16 protein-coding genes are annotated in these 17,639 nt (G+C 54.1%); 7 read left to right on the top strand and 9 right to left on the bottom strand.

Annotated elements, in window-relative coordinates; all coding sequences use genetic code 11:
• Both PA598K_RS18380 and PA598K_RS18375 read left to right on the top strand, forming a co-directional pair.
• A partial coding sequence (locus PA598K_RS18380; protein ID WP_148091967.1) for a zinc ribbon domain-containing protein occupies nt 1-187 on the top strand: 187 nt, incomplete at its 5' end.
• A 207-nt stretch (nt 188-394) separates the two neighbouring features.
• Entirely contained in the window at nt 395-865 is a 471-nt protein-coding gene (locus PA598K_RS18375; RefSeq protein ID WP_128658363.1) for a hypothetical protein, read from the top strand.
• A gap of 38 nt (nt 866-903) precedes the next feature.
• Here the strand turns inward: PA598K_RS18375 and PA598K_RS18370 are convergent, their stop codons facing one another.
• The 4 genes from PA598K_RS18370 to PA598K_RS18355 all read right to left on the bottom strand — a co-directional run bounded on the left by PA598K_RS18370 (nt 904) and on the right by PA598K_RS18355 (nt 5,307).
• Complete coding sequence (locus PA598K_RS18370) at nt 904-1,860, bottom strand: phosphotransferase enzyme family protein (protein ID WP_128658362.1); 957 nt, start codon at nt 1,858-1,860, stop codon at nt 904-906.
• A 22-nt stretch (nt 1,861-1,882) separates the two neighbouring features.
• On the bottom strand, nt 1,883-2,872 hold the full coding sequence (locus PA598K_RS18365; protein ID WP_260405484.1) for a phosphotransferase enzyme family protein: 990 nt from the start codon (nt 2,870-2,872) through the stop codon (nt 1,883-1,885).
• A gap of 30 nt (nt 2,873-2,902) precedes the next feature.
• On the bottom strand, nt 2,903-4,348 hold the full coding sequence (gene cls, locus PA598K_RS18360; RefSeq protein WP_128658360.1) for a cardiolipin synthase: 1,446 nt from the start codon (nt 4,346-4,348) through the stop codon (nt 2,903-2,905).
• Between the two features lie 353 nt (nt 4,349-4,701).
• Entirely contained in the window at nt 4,702-5,307 is a 606-nt protein-coding gene (locus PA598K_RS18355; RefSeq protein WP_128658359.1) for a DUF1349 domain-containing protein, read from the bottom strand.
• A 171-nt stretch (nt 5,308-5,478) separates the two neighbouring features.
• Here PA598K_RS18355 and PA598K_RS18350 point away from each other — a divergent pair, with 171 nt between their 5' ends.
• Nucleotides 5,479-6,081, top strand: coding sequence for a TetR/AcrR family transcriptional regulator (locus tag PA598K_RS18350; RefSeq protein WP_128658358.1), 603 nt, complete (start codon nt 5,479-5,481; stop codon nt 6,079-6,081).
• 3 nt (nt 6,082-6,084) lie between these two features.
• Nucleotides 6,085-6,831: a type I methionyl aminopeptidase gene (gene map, locus PA598K_RS18345; RefSeq protein ID WP_128658357.1), complete on the top strand. Its 747-nt coding sequence runs from the start codon at nt 6,085-6,087 to the stop codon at nt 6,829-6,831.
• Between the two features lie 185 nt (nt 6,832-7,016).
• On the opposite strand, the gene PA598K_RS18340 is transcribed toward map, so the two are convergent.
• The 3 genes from PA598K_RS18340 to PA598K_RS18330 all read right to left on the bottom strand — a co-directional run bounded on the left by PA598K_RS18340 (nt 7,017) and on the right by PA598K_RS18330 (nt 10,240).
• A complete protein-coding gene (locus PA598K_RS18340; protein ID WP_128658364.1) occupies nt 7,017-7,499 on the bottom strand; it encodes an SMI1/KNR4 family protein in 483 nt (160 codons plus the stop codon).
• A gap of 188 nt (nt 7,500-7,687) precedes the next feature.
• The gene (locus PA598K_RS18335) at nt 7,688-8,884 is read right to left on the bottom strand and encodes a copper amine oxidase N-terminal domain-containing protein (protein WP_128658356.1); all 1,197 of its coding nucleotides are present in this window, start codon (nt 8,882-8,884) and stop codon (nt 7,688-7,690) included.
• 174 nt (nt 8,885-9,058) lie between these two features.
• Complete coding sequence (locus tag PA598K_RS18330; protein ID WP_128658355.1) at nt 9,059-10,240, bottom strand: copper amine oxidase N-terminal domain-containing protein; 1,182 nt, start codon at nt 10,238-10,240, stop codon at nt 9,059-9,061.
• A 265-nt stretch (nt 10,241-10,505) separates the two neighbouring features.
• Here PA598K_RS18330 and PA598K_RS18325 point away from each other — a divergent pair, with 265 nt between their 5' ends.
• The 3 genes from PA598K_RS18325 (at nt 10,506) to PA598K_RS18315 (ending at nt 14,176) form a co-directional block, all read left to right on the top strand.
• A complete protein-coding gene (locus PA598K_RS18325) occupies nt 10,506-11,465 on the top strand; it encodes an ABC transporter permease (RefSeq protein ID WP_128658354.1) in 960 nt (319 codons plus the stop codon).
• A gap of 18 nt (nt 11,466-11,483) precedes the next feature.
• Complete coding sequence (locus PA598K_RS18320) at nt 11,484-12,362, top strand: carbohydrate ABC transporter permease (RefSeq protein WP_128658353.1); 879 nt, start codon at nt 11,484-11,486, stop codon at nt 12,360-12,362.
• 116 nt (nt 12,363-12,478) lie between these two features.
• A complete protein-coding gene (locus PA598K_RS18315) occupies nt 12,479-14,176 on the top strand; it encodes an extracellular solute-binding protein (RefSeq protein ID WP_128658352.1) in 1,698 nt (565 codons plus the stop codon).
• 129 nt (nt 14,177-14,305) lie between these two features.
• Here PA598K_RS18315 and PA598K_RS18310 read toward each other — a convergent pair whose 3' ends face one another.
• A complete protein-coding gene (locus PA598K_RS18310; protein WP_128658351.1) occupies nt 14,306-15,916 on the bottom strand; it encodes a response regulator in 1,611 nt (536 codons plus the stop codon).
• Entirely contained in the window at nt 15,909-17,606 is a 1,698-nt protein-coding gene (locus PA598K_RS18305) for a sensor histidine kinase (protein WP_128658350.1), read from the bottom strand. Before PA598K_RS18305 ends, PA598K_RS18310 begins: the two co-directional genes overlap by 8 nt.
• Between the last annotated feature and the right edge of the window lie 33 nt (nt 17,607-17,639).

The raw sequence follows: 17,639 nt of genomic DNA, 5'->3' as shown, positions 1-17,639 counted from the left end.
ATGGTATGGACGGCAGATCAAGGAAGTTCCGGCCTTCGTACCGACAAGCCAAACCTGTCATGTGTGTGGAGCCATCCATCCCGAGGTAAGGAGCCTAGATGTGCGAGTCTGGGTATGTCCTGCATGCCAGACCCGGCATGATCGAGATGGCAATGCCGCGAAAAATATAAAGGTGATGGCCATCTGATGCAGTACGGTACATTCTATGAACTGTGGGAACCACAGGGATCGCTTGGTTCACTTTGCTCCAGAAGGAGTAATTACCCAAGAATTCCCCACCTCAGCCGGTTACGGCAGGTGGCGGGAGTGTTCAAGAGGCAGAGTTGTAAAACCAATCACATCGGCTGAAGAATCAAGATGGTAAAATGAACTAAAAGAAAAGGAGCGCCAGCCTATGACTACTGGACGGAAACGCCCTTTCATGGCCTATGTATTGATCGCTCTGCAAACGCTGCTTGGCATCGGAGCCGTCGCAGGCGGATCGTTCATGCTGATCAATCCGTCCGGCGAGCTGCTGGGGCTTGGTCTGGAACTACTGGACGGCAGTCCGTTTAACGATTATCTTATTCCGGGCCTGTTATTGACATTGGTGCTGGGCGTGATGCCGTTGTTCGTCGCTTGCGGCCTACTCTGGCGGTTCCCCGCGCGGGTTGCCGATCGGCTTAATCTGTATCGCGACACGCACTGGTCCTGGAGCTTCTCCCTCTATACCGGCTATGCCCTCGTCATCTGGATTGCGGCCCAAGTCTATTTCCTGCAAGCCGTCCACGGTGTGCATCTGCTCTACTGGACGATTGGCTTCGCGATCCAGATCGTCACTCTGCTGCCACGGACGCGGGCCTACTATATCCAGACAGCTTCGTGAGAGCAGTCCTTCGCGCGCCAACCTCTCGCGGCTGTCGGTCAAGCATGCATCCGCTCGATGCGCATCCGGTACAGATTCAATAGTCGCACCTGCTCCTCGCTGAGCGACTCCGCATCCCAGTACAGATGCATCAGATTGTAATCGAACAATTGCTTGAGCTGGAGCATTAAGGGAAGGTGTGCCAGCATCTCCGCTGACAGCTCATGCTCCTCGCGATAGCCGTCGATCAATGCCTGCGTGATGGAGCGTTCGTATTCGAGGATGCTCCCGCTCCCGGTATAGGAGTATTCCAGCGCCGAATAGATCGGCACGGCGAGATCGTACAGCAGATAATGGCGCTCGCAATCCTGGAAGTCGATCATCGTCAGCCTGGAAGAATCATCGACGAGGATGTTTTCCAGCCACAGATCACCATGGATGAGACCATAGGTCGATTCCTCCTGCGGGAGCGCCTTCACTTTGGCCATCACCTCGATCGCAATGTCGTGTATGCGTGTCTCCTCGGCAGGGATGGCGCTCCCGAAATCATACTCCGGACTTTCATGCCAATGACCGATCTGTCCAGTTGTCCCACTGGCAATGTAACCTTGGCTGACCCGATGCATCCGTCCGATCTGTCGGCCAAGCGCGCCAAATACCGAGGCGTCCCATCGCGAGCGTGGCAGATGAATGCCGGGCGCAGCCCCAAACACAACGACCAGCCTCTCTTTACCCTCTACAGTTAGCCGCTCCAACAAGGAATGCTTTACAGATCGGATGATCTCGGGCACGCCTACGCCATGCTCGAACAAATGCGCGGTCCACTCCAATTCGGCTTTCTGTTCTTTATAAGTTTTATAGTTTGTCACACGAACAAAATACTCCCCTTTTGCAGAAGTACAGCAGTACATCTCGTTGGTGACAGCTTTGGCAGTCTGACACTCCAGCGCGTAGGCTATGCTCAGAAATGACAATAGCGTTTCTTCCACGTGCAAGTCCCTCCTTCGACATGCCATTTTTTGACGTTTCCCGATAGATTCATAATAGATAGAATATTTCTTGCCCTGACAGCCACTTCCGCCACAATTCGTTTTTGCGGATGACATGATCGCCGATCCAGTCGTTCCGTTCCGCATCGCGGATAAAAAACGCATAGCACAGGAAAACATCAAGCAAGATCAATCCTTCAATCAATTGCATGCTGCCCTGTGGAAGCGGGAGGATCGCGGAGTAGCCTTCCAGCAGCAGGTGACGCTTGTCGCGCTCGATCTTTGTCGAGGCGCTGGCAAGGTCAAACAAGGCATATCCGTAGCCGGACAAGCTGAAGTCCAGAAAAGCGGGCTGGCCGCTTGGCGTGACGACGATATTGTCCCGCTGCAGATCGGCATGGATCAGCCCCCACGCGCCCGGCTCCGCATCCAACCCGCGCATCAGCGTCTTCACCTGCTCCAGCACATCGCTCATCAGCTTATAATGCACACGACTATAAATGCCGGCCTCTACCCCGTATTGCAAAATCTCGCCCGTAGCGTCGACTTTGACCGTATCGTAAACTGGCCTGTACAGCCCTTTGCATGCCTCGCTCGCTCGCGTGTAACGATGGAAGCAGGCCAACTCGCACCCGATCATATGGATCAACTCGTCTAGCCGAGGCTCGGTATGGGCGAACGTATCCCCTTCGATCCATTCCAGCAGCGTCGCATACACATCCGTAGTCCTATCCGTCGGCCGATGGATTGTCACGTACGAACCGTAGCGATTGGCGACTGGCCGCTGTGCCGTGATCACATCATGGCTCGACAGCTCCTGCAACAGAGCCATCTCGCCCGTCAGCCCTTCCAGCGTATGCTGGGGGCCATCGAAGCCGCGTGTGACGGGCAGATGGACGCGCAGCAAAAAGGCGCGGCCTGAGCCGCGCTCGTTCACTTTGAAGGTCAAATTTTCGTTGTGGCGGATGAACGTCAGCGCCGGATCGTCGAGCGGATAGCTCGCCAGCAGCTGCCGCGCCAGCGCTTCATGTGTGTGCATCAAGTTCATGCCTCCCTGATACGTCGTCGCTCACAGGATCGGAGACAGCAGCCGCGATATCGCTTGCCTGGTCCGCGCCATGTATGAACGTTTGCTGTAATGCTCCTTCGTTAATTCCATACACGATTCGCTATCCCGCAGGAATAACGCATGCAGCTCCTGAGCGATGTCAGCGTCGTACACGAGCGCGTTCACCTCGAAGTTCAAGCGGAAGCTGCGCGGATCGATATTCATCGTGCCGACCGAAGCGACCTCCTGATCGACGACGATCGTCTTGGCGTGCAGGAAGCCTTTTTCGTATTGCAGGATCTTGACGCCATAGGGCAGCAGCTCGCCTACATGCGACAGCGTCGCCGAATAGACGAACGGATGGTCCGGCTTGTTGGGGATCATGATCCGCACGTCCACCCCGGACAACAACGCCATTTTGCACGCATCGGCAAAGCTGGCATCCGGGATGAAGTAAGGCGTCTGGATAAATACGCTATGCTTGGCGTTGAGGATCAGCTTCAGGTACATCAGCTTCAGATGCTCCGTCTGGGAGTTCGGACCGCTCGAGATGAGCTGGACGGCACTGTTACCCGGATGATGGTCGAATTGGAACGAGAAATGATCTGCCAATGGCTGCCGCTCGTAATTGGTCGCCTTGCTCCAGTCCATGATGAAGCGGCCCTGGATCAGGTTGACCGCCCCGCCCGTCATGCGGAAATGAGTGTCGCGCCAATAGCCCATCTTTTTGTTCAATCCCAAGTACTCGTCACCCACGTTAAAGCCGCCGACATATCCAATCTCGCCGTCGATAATGCACAGCTTGCGGTGATTGCGGTTATTGATCCGCAGGTTGATGAGGCGAAACCAGGACGGAAAAAAAACGGCGACCTCGCCCCCTTGCGCAATCAACTCGCTGAAAAATGCAGGCGTCATGCGCCTCGAGCCGACTTCATCGTAGAGCACGCGAACCTTCACGCCCTCCTTGGCCTTCTCGGTCAGCAGATCGCGCAGCTGCTTGCCCAGCTCATCCGGCTTGAGGATGTAATATTCGATATTGATCTCCTTCGTCGCGTTGCGGATATCCTCGAACAGAGCGTCGAACTTCGCTTTGCCGTCATGGAAGATTTTCACTTCATTATCAGTGGTGATCAACGCGTTCGACGATTTCAGATTCATTTTGACGAGATCCGCGTACTTCTGGAGCAGACCGCCATGCGAGTCGATCTCTTGAAACTGCTTGTCCGCCGTTTCCTGGAAGAAGTTCAGTTCCTCCGCCGTAAGCTGAAAGAAGTTTTTTTGCTTGAGCTGCCGCCCGAGGAAGATATAGACGACGAAGCCCAGCACCGGGATAAAAAACAAGACCATCAGCCACGCCCACGTCGAGCCGATATCCCGACGTTCGATGAAGACGACGACGCCGGCGAAGATGATATTGACGATCGTGGCAAGGGAAAGGATAAGGGTAGTAATATTGCCGAACTCCAAGCTGTTCCCTCTCTTCTAGAAATATCTGCCGCTTAGCGGTTAGATCAATCTTAGCGTTAACAAGATCTCCCTGTCAAAGGGGATCCGGATAAAAAATGCCCCAACCGGGACGTATCGAACGTCGGGCTGGGGCAAGCTTCGGTTGAGATGTTCCGAAAGAGACATTAGAGAGCATCCTTCGCGCGAGCTATCTGCACAGAGATCGCAACAAAAGTCAACTGGCCGATGGCTTTCACATGAGTCGGGCAAGCTTCTACAGGCACTCCAAGACGGCATTGCAGCACTGCGCGCAGGCGTTACAGCGAGCGTTGAGCGACCTAAAATGATCCGAGTCGCACTCTCCCATAATTCGACTACATCCCCGCTCTAATATTGTTCACGGTCACAGCTTGCAGCGAATAATGGCGGAAGTAGCGGGCGCCGCCTTGGCCGAGCGGCGACTGCGCGACGAGTCCTACCTTGATCGTCTCTCCGACAGGCAAGCTGAAAAAGCGCATCATATCAAACTTGCGGCCATCCAGCGAATAATGGAAGGCGAAATTGTTGCCTACTCTTGCAACCTGCAGCCAGACCGTATCTCCATCGATATTGCAGCCATTGGCGTCATCGGAGGTTTGGTTGGTCACGACGCTGACGACAGCGTTGGTATCAAAGTCGGTTTTTTCAAAGCAGGCCTTCGCCCAAACCTGAAAGTCTTGCATAACCATAATGACGCCCGCATCGTACACGTCCTTAAATTCATGAGATATCTGGACGCGCATGACGAAGTCTCCGGTTACCTCCTGGTAATAAAAAGGCGCATTATGTAAACTATCTGGCGTTATCCCTGCCTCCGACGTAGCGCCATTGTTACAGAAAAAATCGCTCTTTGGCGCGGCTTCAATGACCAAGCTGCCATTCTCATAAGTGGCCTTGCTTTCATTGATCCACTTAAACTCATCAAAAACCTCTTTTTCCATCTCCATAATCTCCTCTACTATTAAAGTGCAAGCGGTTAGAAATTTTTACCTAACCATCAAAGTGTATCACAAAAAACGCGCGTCGCGGAGCGTAGTTGCAGTTGCTCGTTTGGATGAAATGAGGTATATTTTTTTATATCGACATGACAGCAGGTCAAAAAAGGAGGCGCCATGTCCCCACGTACCAAGGAACAAAATGAGGCGATCCGCGAGATGCGGATGACCCAGATTATGCAAGCTGCAGCGGAAGTCTATCTGGAGAAAGGCATTCAGTTCGAAATCCGCGACGTTGCAGTCAAGGCTGAGCTCGGCTATGGCACGGTGTATCATTATTACAAAAATAAACAGATGCTGCTCGAGGATTTGCTATGGGATGCGCTTGAACGCACCGAGTCGGCGGTTCGCCCCGCATGGTCGGATCATGATGTCGCTACGCGTCCGGCCGAGCGTTACGCCAGTCTGCTGCTGCGGCATTGCTCGCTCGATCCCGCCATCTTCATCCTGCTCAAAACGGTAGCCGACAACTTCCACCATATCCCGGGCAATCGGTTCAGCAAGCTGTATGCCGAATTCCAGCAGCGAATCTACTTGCCGTTTGTGGCGTTGATCCGCACCGACACGGCTTCCCCGTCTCCCGAGCAAACGGCGAATCTGGTGTTTGGCTCGCTGGTCGGCTACGCCGCGCTGAACATCCACCACGATATGCGTCAGGAGATGAACGAGCACATGCTGGTCGATCTGATCTTCGCAGCTCTGACACCTAAGGAGAGATAAATAATGATCATCTTGAAGTCAAAAGCCGAAATCGAACAGATGCGGAGAGCGGGCCAGATCGTCGCAGCCTTCCATCAAGCAATCGCCCCGATGATCCGCCCGGGCATCTCGACGATGGAGATTGAGCAATTCGCGATTAAGCATCTGAAGGACAATCACGCCAACGCGCATACGGTCGGCTACAACGGCTATCCGTATGCGACCTGCGCATCCGTCAACGATGTGATCGCGCACGGCTTCCCGAGCACCAAGCCGCTCCGGCAGGGCGACATCGTCACCATCGACATCGTCGCCGAGGCCGACGGCTGGATCGGAGACTCTGCATGGTGTTATGCCGTCGGCGAGGTGTCTGATGAAGCCCGTACGCTCATGCAGGTGACCAAGGAATGTCTCGAGCGCGGGATCGCCCAGGCGGTCGTCGGCAATCGGATCGGCGACGTCATGCATGCCGTGCAGTCCCATGCCGAGCAGCATGGCTATGGCGTCGTGCGCGACCTGCTCGGCCATGGCGTCGGACGGGAGATGCATGAGGAGCCGAACTATCCGCATATCGGTACGCCCGGCAAGGGTTTCCGTCTGAAGGAAGGCATGGTGATGACGATCGAGCCGATGATCAACATCGGCACCGCGCGGATGACGATCGACGCCGACGGCTGGACAGCTCGTACCGCAGACGGCTCGCTCTCTGCCCAGTACGAGCATACGATCGCGATTACGGCCGACGGTCCGATCGTATTGACGGCGCAATAGTCATAAATCTTAGACCCTGCGGCGAATTGCTATATCTTGCCTACGTACAACCCATGGGTGCGGATCGAGGACATGGGTCGTCGTCAAGTATTCGATGCGTCGCGAGTTCCGGCTGAATCGCGTCTCTTCATCAATCGTCTCGTAATAGGCGGCTACACGGTCCATGCTTGATCCACCCTCTCCGTTCAGTTGTTGTGCTCCATCAGGTAATCGTAGAATGCCTCCAGGTGCGGGGCTACGACATCCACCTCTTCGAACTCCGGCTCGGCGCCGTGCACGATCGCGCCAGTCGCCAGCTCCACAGCGTAGAACGAATATTCGCCGTCCACAGACAGGACAATGGGCAGATGTCGATCCCACCATGCGATGATTTCGGATGCCCACGCCTCGTCCCCGGCCGCTGCCTCCAGACTGAGTCGTTCAAACTCATCCCAACGAAACTCGGCATCCGAGCTCCCGTTGTAATCCGACTCGCAGAGAAACCATGTTTGCTCGTCCGGCGCTACACATTCGGAGACAATGGTCAATAATTGCAGGTAATCTGCTGGGATTTCCTTATACCTGGCCAGAAACTCTTCGTTTAGTTGAACCTCTCCCCTTTTATTATCCACGATTGCCCAACCGTGTTCTCTGGCCCACTGCAAAAAAACATCGCATTTGTCGCTCATCATATTCGCCTCCTCTATCACCTCTGCCAGCTCTAGTACTGACTCTACTGACTCCAATGACACTTGTAGGGATTTTACTTTGTCGCGGTGTAGGCGTCAACTCAAAATATTTTGATGAAGCGGAACATCGCTCAGTGATGAAAAAAAGCGCAGTCCGCCTAAACGGAGCTGCGCCAGAGAGCCAGGCGTCAGATTTCTTCTGTGTCCAGGACGGTCGTGTCGCCGATCAGCCATTTGCCATCCTTCTGTTTGCTGATCTTTACGATAGCCTCAAGTCGATTATCCGTAAAGTCCGATCCTTTTATCTTCGTTGTAGTCTGTACCATATAGATATGAGCTACGTTTCCATCATAACCTATGATCTTCTTGTCGTTCAGCTCGTAGTTCAGATCATATTCCTCAAAAATCAATTCAAGAAAGTCCTTGATCGAAGCATAACCGTCGACATTGGGATCAATGGTTGCCATATACCTGTCCATATCCTCGGCATTGCTTGCAGCGAACTGCTCCTCCAGCACCGCGATGATTTTGGCCTTCTCATCCGCAGGCACGGTCGCCTCCGTCCCGATGAGCTTATCAACGTTGGTGTATTCTTTGCCGAATGTCCAGATTTCTTCGATCTTCCATTCTCTATCCTTGCCATCACGTGTCAGATCGAGGACAAGGCTGGAGTTGTGATCGAGGAAAAAACCGCCGCTTACTTTGGTTGATAAGTTATCTACGAGGAGCTCGACGGATGTATCGCTCCAGTCGCCGATATCAAACATTTCATATACAGAGACAATTTTCACATTAGCCAGATGCGCAGTCAACGTTTGATCGATCGTATCATAGCTAGGGGAGCGTTTGTCCAGCAATGCACGGACAGCGGCGATGTCACCGCTGCTCTCGGCTTGACCAAGCTTTTGCAGGAAGGCTTCCAGAGAAGCGAGATACGCCTCGTCCGGTACCGGGGCCGACATGGTAATCGTACGCTCGACGCCATCCCATGCAACATTGAGCCCTGTTGCCTCGCCAACGAAACGCAGAGGCACGAGTGTGCGACCATCGCGGACGAGCGGCTGGACCTGACCCGATGCAGGCTCGCCGTTGATCAAGGTACGATTCGAGCCAATCGTCATTTCAATCTCCGTCTCTTCGTCGTAAGATAACGCTGTGATTCGCTTAGCAGCTGCGTCATAGGCGATCTCAAAGTCCAGTGCTGTGAACAAGCCGCGGAACTCCACATAGGTCACATTATTGTGGAGCAACGGCGGGACATCAAACGAAAGCTGCTCCTCCTCCAGCCAAACCGTGATTTCCTTTGGCTGCGCCGCCGAGGCGCCCCCTGCCAATGCAAGCGTTAAAACTGTAATTAATGCCGTTAACCAAAATGCCTTCTTCAACCTGTTAGCCTCCTCGACAATGTAAACTGCGCCTTGCTCTTGCTCCTTGAACAGAGCATACAGCCTGCATACAGGAAGATTTGTCCTGATTGCATAATTTTAACTATAGCTCCAGCGATACCTTTCAACAAGGATAATTTTTATGATTGATAGATTTAGGATTATAACCTCTGCCTAATCCAGATCGTAGGTGAACGGACGTAGTCGCCAGCTACCGTCTTCAAGCTTAAACAGTGGTTGTACAATTTCTCGACTAATACCTTGCGAAGGATCGTTTGACTTCAAATAGATTTTTTGGACGACGTGTACATAAGCTTCAGCACCATCATAATATATGATTCTCTTTGACTCTAGCTCTAGTTGCAAATCAAGATTATCAAATGGTTCCTTACTATCGGTTTTTTTTCTGATAGGCCCTGCAAAGTTTGGATCAAGAGTTGCCAGGTGCTGCTTGGTGTCTCTGTTATTGAGGGCGTTCTTTTCTTCTTCCAATAGTGCCATAATCTTGACTTTGTCATCATCTGGGACCACTGGTTGCTCGAGGAGCTGACCCTGACCAGATATGTATTCTATACTTAATGGATATATATCTTCGATTTTCCACTCCGCACTGTCGCTTTCGCGAGTTAACGTCATATTGATTTCCGAGTTGTTATCGAGGTAGAAGCCGCCGCTGATTTTGTTGGTTATTTTGTTGGCTCTGAGCATAACACTCGTTTTTTCCCAATTGCTAATTGCGATCAGTTCATAATTAGTTGTGATGTTTACTTTTTTCAGATATCCTGTCATTTGCTCCTTCATATATTCATTGGCGTTCGTGTGTAAGAAAGAGCTAACCTCCGCAATATTGCCGCTCGATTCCGCATCCCCCAGCTTCTGAAGAAGGCGCTCAATTGAAGCAACGTAGGACTTGTTGAGCACTGGCATTACAACGGTAATAGTTTGCGTTTCAGGATACCATTCTACATGGGCGCCAGTCGCCTTAGCGACGAAGCGCAGCGGCACCAGCGTCCGGCCTTCTCTAAGGAGCGGTTGGAACGGACTGGAGACGCTCTCGCCATTGATGATAGCGGTGCTTGAGCCGACCGTCAATTCGATCGTGATCTCTCCATCAGCAGATCGTGCGCGTATCCGCTTGGCTGCAGCATCATAGCTGATCTCGTAATCAAGCGCCTTGAACAAGCTGCGGAATTCTACGTATGTAGTGTAATGATACAAGAGCGGGGGAACGTCGAAGGTCAGTTCCTCTTCGTCCACATAGACCTTGATCGGCTTCGCTTCCTCTGCCGTGGCTGCGCTTGCAAATGTGATAGAGCAAAGCAGCATGAATACCATGAACCTAATGAATGTCTTCAACAAAGTGGCCTCCCCCAAATGTAGAACGCAGCTTCATAGTCCGGATGATCGGTAGGGTCATCTGAAAAAGGAATATTTACCTATTTCTACTATATATCTGCTGCCGTGTTTTTCACAAGCGGTATTTTTACACGAGCACTTATCCGATTTTTACACCAAGCTTAACATTTTGTTATGTAAGTTATGGATTCATCATGTCCGACCCTGAGGCTCTGCTCTTATACTACATATAACAGAAGCTGAGCTACAGAAAGGAAGCGTATCGATGAAGACATCCTCTACTCCCGCCAGCAGCGGGACAACGCCGGCCTTGAGCGGACGGCAAAAAAAACGTGGCAAGTGGACGCGTACGATTGCGCTAGATGCCATGGTGTTGCCAGCGTTGATCTTGACCATTGTATTTGCTTATGTGCCGATGGTCGGCATCGTCATAGCCTTCCAGGACTTCAAGCCCTGGCTGGGCTTCAGCCAGTCGAACTGGGTCGGACTGGATCACTTCAAGTATTTGTTCAACACGCCTGAGAACCTGCAGGTCGTCTGGAACACGCTCATCATTGCCAGCATGAAGCTGGTCGGCGGCTTAATCGCGCCACTCGTGTTTGCCCTGTTGCTTAACGAGGTGCGACTGTCGGCCTTCAAGCGTTCGGTGCAGACGTTGGTCTATCTCCCCCACTTCCTGTCGTGGGTTATCCTCGGCGGCATCCTGCTGGACATGCTGTCTATGAAGGGTCTGATCAACCAGGCGCTTGTTGCCATGTTCAATATCGAGCCAGTCTTCTTCCTGGGAGATGGCAATTGGTTCCGGGTCGTCGTCGTCCTAAGCGACATCTGGAAGGAGTTCGGCTTTGGCGCAATCATCTTCCTCGCTTCCCTGGCTGGTATCAATCCCGCCTTGTACGAAGCAGCCGAGGTTGACGGTGCAGGCCGCTGGCAACAGACATGGGCGATTACGATCCCTTCGCTCATCCCGATCATGATCGTCGTCGGCACCTTGTCGCTGGGCAACATCCTCAACGCAGGGTTCGACCAGATCTTCAATCTGTATAACGGATTGGTCTACGACAAGGGCGATATTATCGACACCTTCGTCTATCGCATCGGTTTGATCGACGGACAGTTCGGATTCTCTGCTGCAGTCGGATTATTCAAGTCGGTGGTCGGGTTCGTGCTGATCGTTGCGGCCTATCGGATGGCCTACAAATTCGCCAATTACCGCATTTTCTAGAAGGGAGGAACCAGCCTTATGTATCACAAAACAAAACCGTATCGCGTATTCGCAGCCTTTAACTACTCGTTTCTTGCCGTGCTTTCGATCCTGTGCATCATTCCGTTGATTCATATCCTGGCGATCTCCTTCAGCGGCAAGGCGCCTGCCAATGCCAATCTGGTCGGCTTGATCCCCGTCGACTTCAACTTGGACGCGTATGCCAAGACGCTGGACAATGAGAACTTCTTGACCTCGCTCTGGGTTGCGGTGCAACGGACGGTGTTCGGAACCGCGATCAGCATGATCGTCGTCGTATTGGCGGCTTATCCGCTCTCCAAGGAGAACAGCAGCTTCAGACGCCGTAATTTTTATACCTGGTTTTTCGTGTTCACGATGCTGTTCAACGGCGGATTGATTCCGTTCTATATCCTCATCCAAAACCTGAACATGATGAACACGATGTGGGTGCTCATCCTGCCGACCGCCGTCAATGTGTGGAATATGATCCTGATGCTTAACTTCTTCCGAAGAGTGCCCCGCGAGCTGGAAGAGGCGGCGTGCATCGATGGCGCGGGTCATGTACGGACGCTCTTCAGCGTCTACCTGCCCGTCTCGATGCCGGCTATCGCCACCTTGTCGTTGTTCGCGATGGTGTTCCATTGGAACTCTTGGTTCGACGGGTTGATCTTCATGACCGATCACAGAAACTATCCTTTGGCGACCTTCCTGCAGACGGTCATCGTCCAGCAAGACTTCACCAAGGTGTCGGCTCGACCGGAGGATCTGGAGAACATCTCCCAGCGTACCGTCAAGGCCGCACAGATCTTTATCGGCATGGCGCCGATCCTGATCGTCTATCCGTTCCTGCAACGCTTCTTCGTCAAAGGGATCGTCATCGGCGCGGTCAAGGAATAGGGAAGGCTGCTCGCCCGCATAGTTAAGGAGGTGGTGCCGGAATTTGCTAGGCATCAGACGCATAACACAACGAGCTTCATCTGTATTATAATAAGTGAATTAGGGGGAACTACCACATGAGCAACAAGTTCAAAAAACCGTTCGCCGTGCTGATGGCTTCGACCATGCTGGCCGGCGCCCTGGCCGCTTGCGGCAGCAACGCCAACACATCCGAGTCTGGCGTAGGCGCTGCCGAGGGAGACGGCTTCTACTCCGCACCTTTCGAAGATGGCAAATATACCGAGCCGGTGACGATCTCGACCGTATTCCCGATCACCAGCTCGATCAAGTTCAAGAACGGCGAAAATATCGAAGACAATGTCCATACCCGCTGGGCCAAAGAGCGCTTCAACATCGATATCAAGTACCTCTGGACCGTCAGCGACCAAAACAATGCCTACGAGACCAAGCTGCGTCTGATGCTGACCTCCGGTCAAAAAATGCCCGACATCATCGCCTTCCGCGGCGCTCGCTCGCTGACGATGGATCTGATCGAATCCGGCCAATTCGTTGATGCTGGCGAGTTGTTCGACAAGTATGCTTCGGAGACGTACAAGGCAGCGATGGCGGAGGACCCTTCCGTATGGAATCCTTATATCCGCGACGGCAAGCGGATGGCAATCCCGATTCTTGAGAATGCTTATAATAACGATCCGGTCATGTACATCCGCGAGGATTGGCTGAAAAAGCTGAACCTGAAAGCGCCGACGACATTGGACGAACTGGAGACGGTCATGGACGCCTTCGTGAACCAGGACCCTGACGGCAACGGCCAGAAGGACACGGTCGCGCTGTCGATCGGCTTCAAAAACAACCTGAACACGTGGATGTCGGATGCGGGCTGGATCTTCGGAATGTTCGGCGGCATGCCGAACCAATGGAATCTGACTGACGAGGGCACGCTCGCTTACGGCACCATCCAGCCGGAGATCAAGGAAGGTCTGGCTGTGTTGAAGGACTGGATGGCCAAAGGATACATCGACAAGGAAGCCGGACTGCATGACGAGTCCAAGGCAGCAGAAGCGTTCACCGCAGGCAAATCCGGCATCATCGTCGGTCCTTACTGGATGACAGGCTGGCCGCTCCCGGACGTGAAACAAAACGTACCAGGCGCCGAGTATAAAGCGTATCCGCTCCCTGCAGGCCCAGACGGCAAAGTCGGTCGCCACGGAACACCTACCAGCACCGGCGCGATCCTGATCAACAAAGACATGAAAAACAAAGACGCCTTCTTCGTCTACCAGAACTACCTGTATGAGAACTGGGCCAAACCGTCGGAAGGCAGCGAGTTCGAGTACGGCTTCGCCGAAGGCTATGACTATGCATTTGGTCCGAACGGCGAGATCTACCGCGAGCAAGACACGGACAAAATTCCGGGCGGCTGGGTCGACACGATCCGTTACACGCTTGGTTTCGACGGCGCGATCATCCCTTCGTTGCGTCTGAACACCCTGGCTGACCTGGCTAACGGCAAACAGCCGGAGTCATTGTTCGAGGAAACGATGGCCCAATCGATCCCTGAGCAGATCGTCGCCGCCAAGATCGTCATCGATCAGAAGGATGCCACGATGATGAACATGTTCGCTGGCGCTTCGACCAAGACGATGCTCTCCAAAGGCGACATGCTCGACAAGCTGGAGAAGGAAGTCGTCAACAAAATTATTTACGGCAGCACGCCGCTCGATGATTTCGACGCCTTCGTCGAGCGTTACCTCTCCTCGGGCGGAGCGGACATCACCAAGGAAGTCAACGAATGGTATGATTCGGTAAAATAAGCTTATTAGTAAAAAAGACGCTCTCCTCCCACAACTTGTGGTGAGGAGAACGTCTCTTCTTTTATTTCAACAGCGATCGGAAGATCGATCCCGTGACCATAGGCCCTCTTTTGAGCCCCCCTCCAGGCTTCAGCTCTGGTCGCGATACTCCTGCGGCGTCTTGCCGAACTGGTCGCGGAATACTTTAATGAAATATTGCGAATTGGAATACCCGACCTTCTCGGCGATCGCGTAGATCTTGTCCGAGGTGTGCTTCAGCAGATAGGTCGCCTGATCCATCCGCACGCGCAGGATATAATCGCTGATGCTCATCCCCTTGAGCTGCTTGAACAGCTTGGACACATAGACCGGGTGCAGCCGGACATGGTCGGCGATCGCTTGCAGGCTGATCGCGCTCAGCTGTTCATCGATGTACGCTTCGATCGTATGGAGCAGCGCCTCCTGCTGACTGACCGAACGCGTCTCCAGCTTGTCCCGCAGCGTATTGGCGATGCGGCTCGCCCATTGCAGCAGCTGGGTCAGCGAGCGGAAGAGCATCTTGTGCGAGAGATCCTCCCCTACCAGCTCCGTCAGCAGCACGCGATTCGTATGCGCGACATAATGGAAGGCCGCCATCAGCACGCTCTGGATCTCGTCCAGATGCTCCACCGTCGCGCCTTGCAGCGTCTCATACTCCGTGGCGAGTCGTTTCAACCGTTCGTCGAACTCCTCCCACCGCCCCGACTCCAGCAGCTGATTGAAGGTCGGCGGCTCATACAACGCGCTGAGCGACTGGAAGCGCACCTTCTTGGGCAAGTCTGCGAGCGAGAGGAAAAATCCGCTCCCCTCCCCGACCTGACTGCGGAGCGCCGCCACTGCGCTGTCGTGCATCGAGACGAGGTCGCGGCGGAACTGTCCGGGCGTCGTCAGGACAGCGCTGATCCCACCCTTCAAGTATTCGTTGACATTGGCATGCAGCTGCCGGGAACGGCGGCTCAGCTCATCTGTAAGCTCTGCCTTCGACAAGTCTCTCTGTCCGGGCGATAGCTGCAGGACGAAGACGAGGTAGCCTTGCGACTCCTTGGCGTGCCAGACCTCGAACTGGTCGCCGAACAGCTCGGAGGCGATATTGGTCACGGCGTATTCGAACAAGGTCAGACTATGCTCCCCATACCGGTTGAACCGCTCCTCCAACCGCACGAGCAGCAAGGAGAAGGTATCTCCCTCGCGGATGTGAAGCCGATACTCCTCCAGCTTCTCCTGCAGCGACTCGCTCGCATAAGCGCGACCGTCGAGCAGTTCGTTGAGCAGCTTGTCCTGCAAGGCCGGCAGGTGCTCGCGAAAGCTGCTGAGCGCTTGCTGGTAAGCGTCGGCCTGCTGCCGCTGCTCGCGCAGGACGCCAGTCGTTTTCTCCAGGCAAGCGGCCAGCTTTTTGTGGTCGAGCGGCTTGATGAGATATTCGACGACGCCCTGCTCGATCGCTTCCTTGGCATATTCGAACTCGGCGAACCCCGTCAACAGGATACAGGCCAGCTCAGGCTTCGTCTGCCTGATCTGACGGATCAGCTCCAGCCCCGTCATGACCGGCATCGCGATATCCGTCATGACCAGATCGATCCGGTGCGCTTCGAGCATCTTGATCGCCTGTGGACCGGAATACGCCTTGTACACCTGCTCGATCCCATAATGATCCCATGGAAAAGCAATCTCCAAGTCGTCGATGACATACGCTTCATCATCTACTAACAAAAGGTTAAGCATTGTCTTCCTCCTGCTGCTCTATCGTAATCGTATACGTCGTCCCTACTCCGCGCTCGGAGGCGATGGCCAGACCCGAGCGGCTGCCGCCGTACAGCTTCAATCGTTGATTGACATTGCGGACGCCGACGCCGATCCGGCTCTCCGTCCGCGTGAACTCCTCCATATGTCTTGCGATCAACGCCAAGCGCTCCGGCTCCATGCCTACGCCATTGTCGGCGACCGTGATCCACCATCCGCCTTCGCCCACCCCTGCCCGGATCTCGATGCGACCTGGGTCCAGCGCAGGCTCGATGCCATGCTGGACGCAGTTCTCGACGAGCGGCTGCAAGATCATCCGCGGCATCCGCCGAGTCCGGAGCTGCTCCGGCACCTCGATGTCGTAGGTGATCGATTTTTTCCTCATGTGCAGGATCGAGAGATAGCTCTCCACAAAGGACAACTCCTCCTCGAGACTCGCATCCGCCTCCTCGACCTTGTGGATATAGCGATAATAAGCGGCCAGATGCAAGGTCATGGCGGTGACCGCCTGATGATCGGCGATGCTTGCCTTGCTCTGGATATAGTTCAGGCAGTTGTACAGGAAGTGCGGGTTGATCTGGGACTGATACTGGCTCAGACGCGCCTCCTTGACCGCCAGCTCGCCGAGCAGGATCTGCTCGATCATCACCTGCGTATTTTCCGCCATCCGGTTAAAGGAGCTGCCCAGCAGCTGGAATTCCTTGGACGGAATCGGCTCCACCCGGCTCGTATAGTCGCCCCGGTCGAATCGGTCGATCGCCTTGCGCAGCTTGTACACCGGGCGCTCGACCTGTCTGCGCAAGGTCAGGCTATACGCGATCGAGACAGCGAGCAGCGCGACGATGGCGGCGACGAACCACATATTGTTGCGGCGGAGCGGCTCCGTCAGCGAAGAGACGGGATGATAGTCCACGAAGTACAGATCCGAGAACTCCGACCTCATATACGTAATCAGGAAGTGGGTGCCGTCTATCGTCTCATGGAAATAACCGCTGTCATCCTGGAGCCGCGGCAATATACGGCTGTCGGCGGCAGCCAGCTGCGACTTGTCGTCTGTCCGGATCACCCTGTCCAGGCGCGGATTATACAGCAGTGGATTGCCCGACGTGTATTGGGACAGCAGCTTGCGCAGATTGTCCAGGGAGACGCGGGTCTCGATAATTAACGGACTTCTGCGGCCAGACGTGAGCAGCACATAGTCGTCTACGCCATCCGGGTCCGGCAAGATCGTCCATTGGTTATACTTGCCTGGAGGCAGCTCGAAGGGCTGGGCGGCCAGGCGGTTATCCAGCGTTACCGTCTGCTTGTACTCCGGGTAGTAGAGCACGACGCGATTATTCCATGCGGTCGAAGCGCTGTTCAGGGCCAGCTTGTCGATCAGCGTCAGCTTGGCCTCGTAGCGCGAGTAGTCGTCGCCATAGACCAGGGCATAGGGATATTCCCGCACCGTCTGATCCTCGGAGAGGGTCTGGACGTTGAGCAGGATCTGCTCGAACTGGGCATTCAACTGCGAGGTGACGAATCGGACTTCGCCGAGCTTGTTGTTGCGGAGCTCCTGCTGGATATCCTTGACGTTGAGTTGGTAGATCCACCAGAAGATGACAACGATCGCCAGGAACATCAGCAGGAGCGCCAGGATTAACTTTTTGAATAATGACATGCGGGCAAACATCGATCTCCTCCAACGGTCAGACTATCCTTTCTA

This window comes from Paenibacillus sp. 598K (assembly GCF_003851045.1).
GTDB lineage: Bacteria > Bacillota > Bacilli > Paenibacillales > Paenibacillaceae > Paenibacillus_D.
Note: the sequence above shows the minus strand (reverse complement) of the source record. Positions and strands in the feature narration are given on the sequence as shown.

Coding starts and splice junctions, on each gene's coding strand:
- PA598K_RS18370 (WP_128658362.1), bottom strand. CDS start 1,860: ATGGCATGTCGAAGGAGGGACTTGCACGTGGAAGAAACGCTATTGTCA.
- PA598K_RS18310 (WP_128658351.1), bottom strand. CDS start 15,916: ATGCTTAACCTTTTGTTAGTAGATGATGAAGCGTATGTCATCGACGAC.
- PA598K_RS18350 (WP_128658358.1), top strand. CDS start 5,479: ATGTCCCCACGTACCAAGGAACAAAATGAGGCGATCCGCGAGATGCGG.
- PA598K_RS18315 (WP_128658352.1), top strand. CDS start 12,479: ATGAGCAACAAGTTCAAAAAACCGTTCGCCGTGCTGATGGCTTCGACC.
- PA598K_RS18305 (WP_128658350.1), bottom strand. CDS start 17,606: ATGTTTGCCCGCATGTCATTATTCAAAAAGTTAATCCTGGCGCTCCTG.
- PA598K_RS18320 (WP_128658353.1), top strand. CDS start 11,484: ATGTATCACAAAACAAAACCGTATCGCGTATTCGCAGCCTTTAACTAC.
- PA598K_RS18355 (WP_128658359.1), bottom strand. CDS start 5,307: ATGGAAAAAGAGGTTTTTGATGAGTTTAAGTGGATCAATGAAAGCAAG.
- PA598K_RS18375 (WP_128658363.1), top strand. CDS start 395: ATGACTACTGGACGGAAACGCCCTTTCATGGCCTATGTATTGATCGCT.
- PA598K_RS18340 (WP_128658364.1), bottom strand. CDS start 7,499: ATGAGCGACAAATGCGATGTTTTTTTGCAGTGGGCCAGAGAACACGGT.
- PA598K_RS18365 (WP_260405484.1), bottom strand. CDS start 2,872: ATGCACACACATGAAGCGCTGGCGCGGCAGCTGCTGGCGAGCTATCCG.
- map (WP_128658357.1), top strand. CDS start 6,085: ATGATCATCTTGAAGTCAAAAGCCGAAATCGAACAGATGCGGAGAGCG.
- PA598K_RS18325 (WP_128658354.1), top strand. CDS start 10,506: ATGAAGACATCCTCTACTCCCGCCAGCAGCGGGACAACGCCGGCCTTG.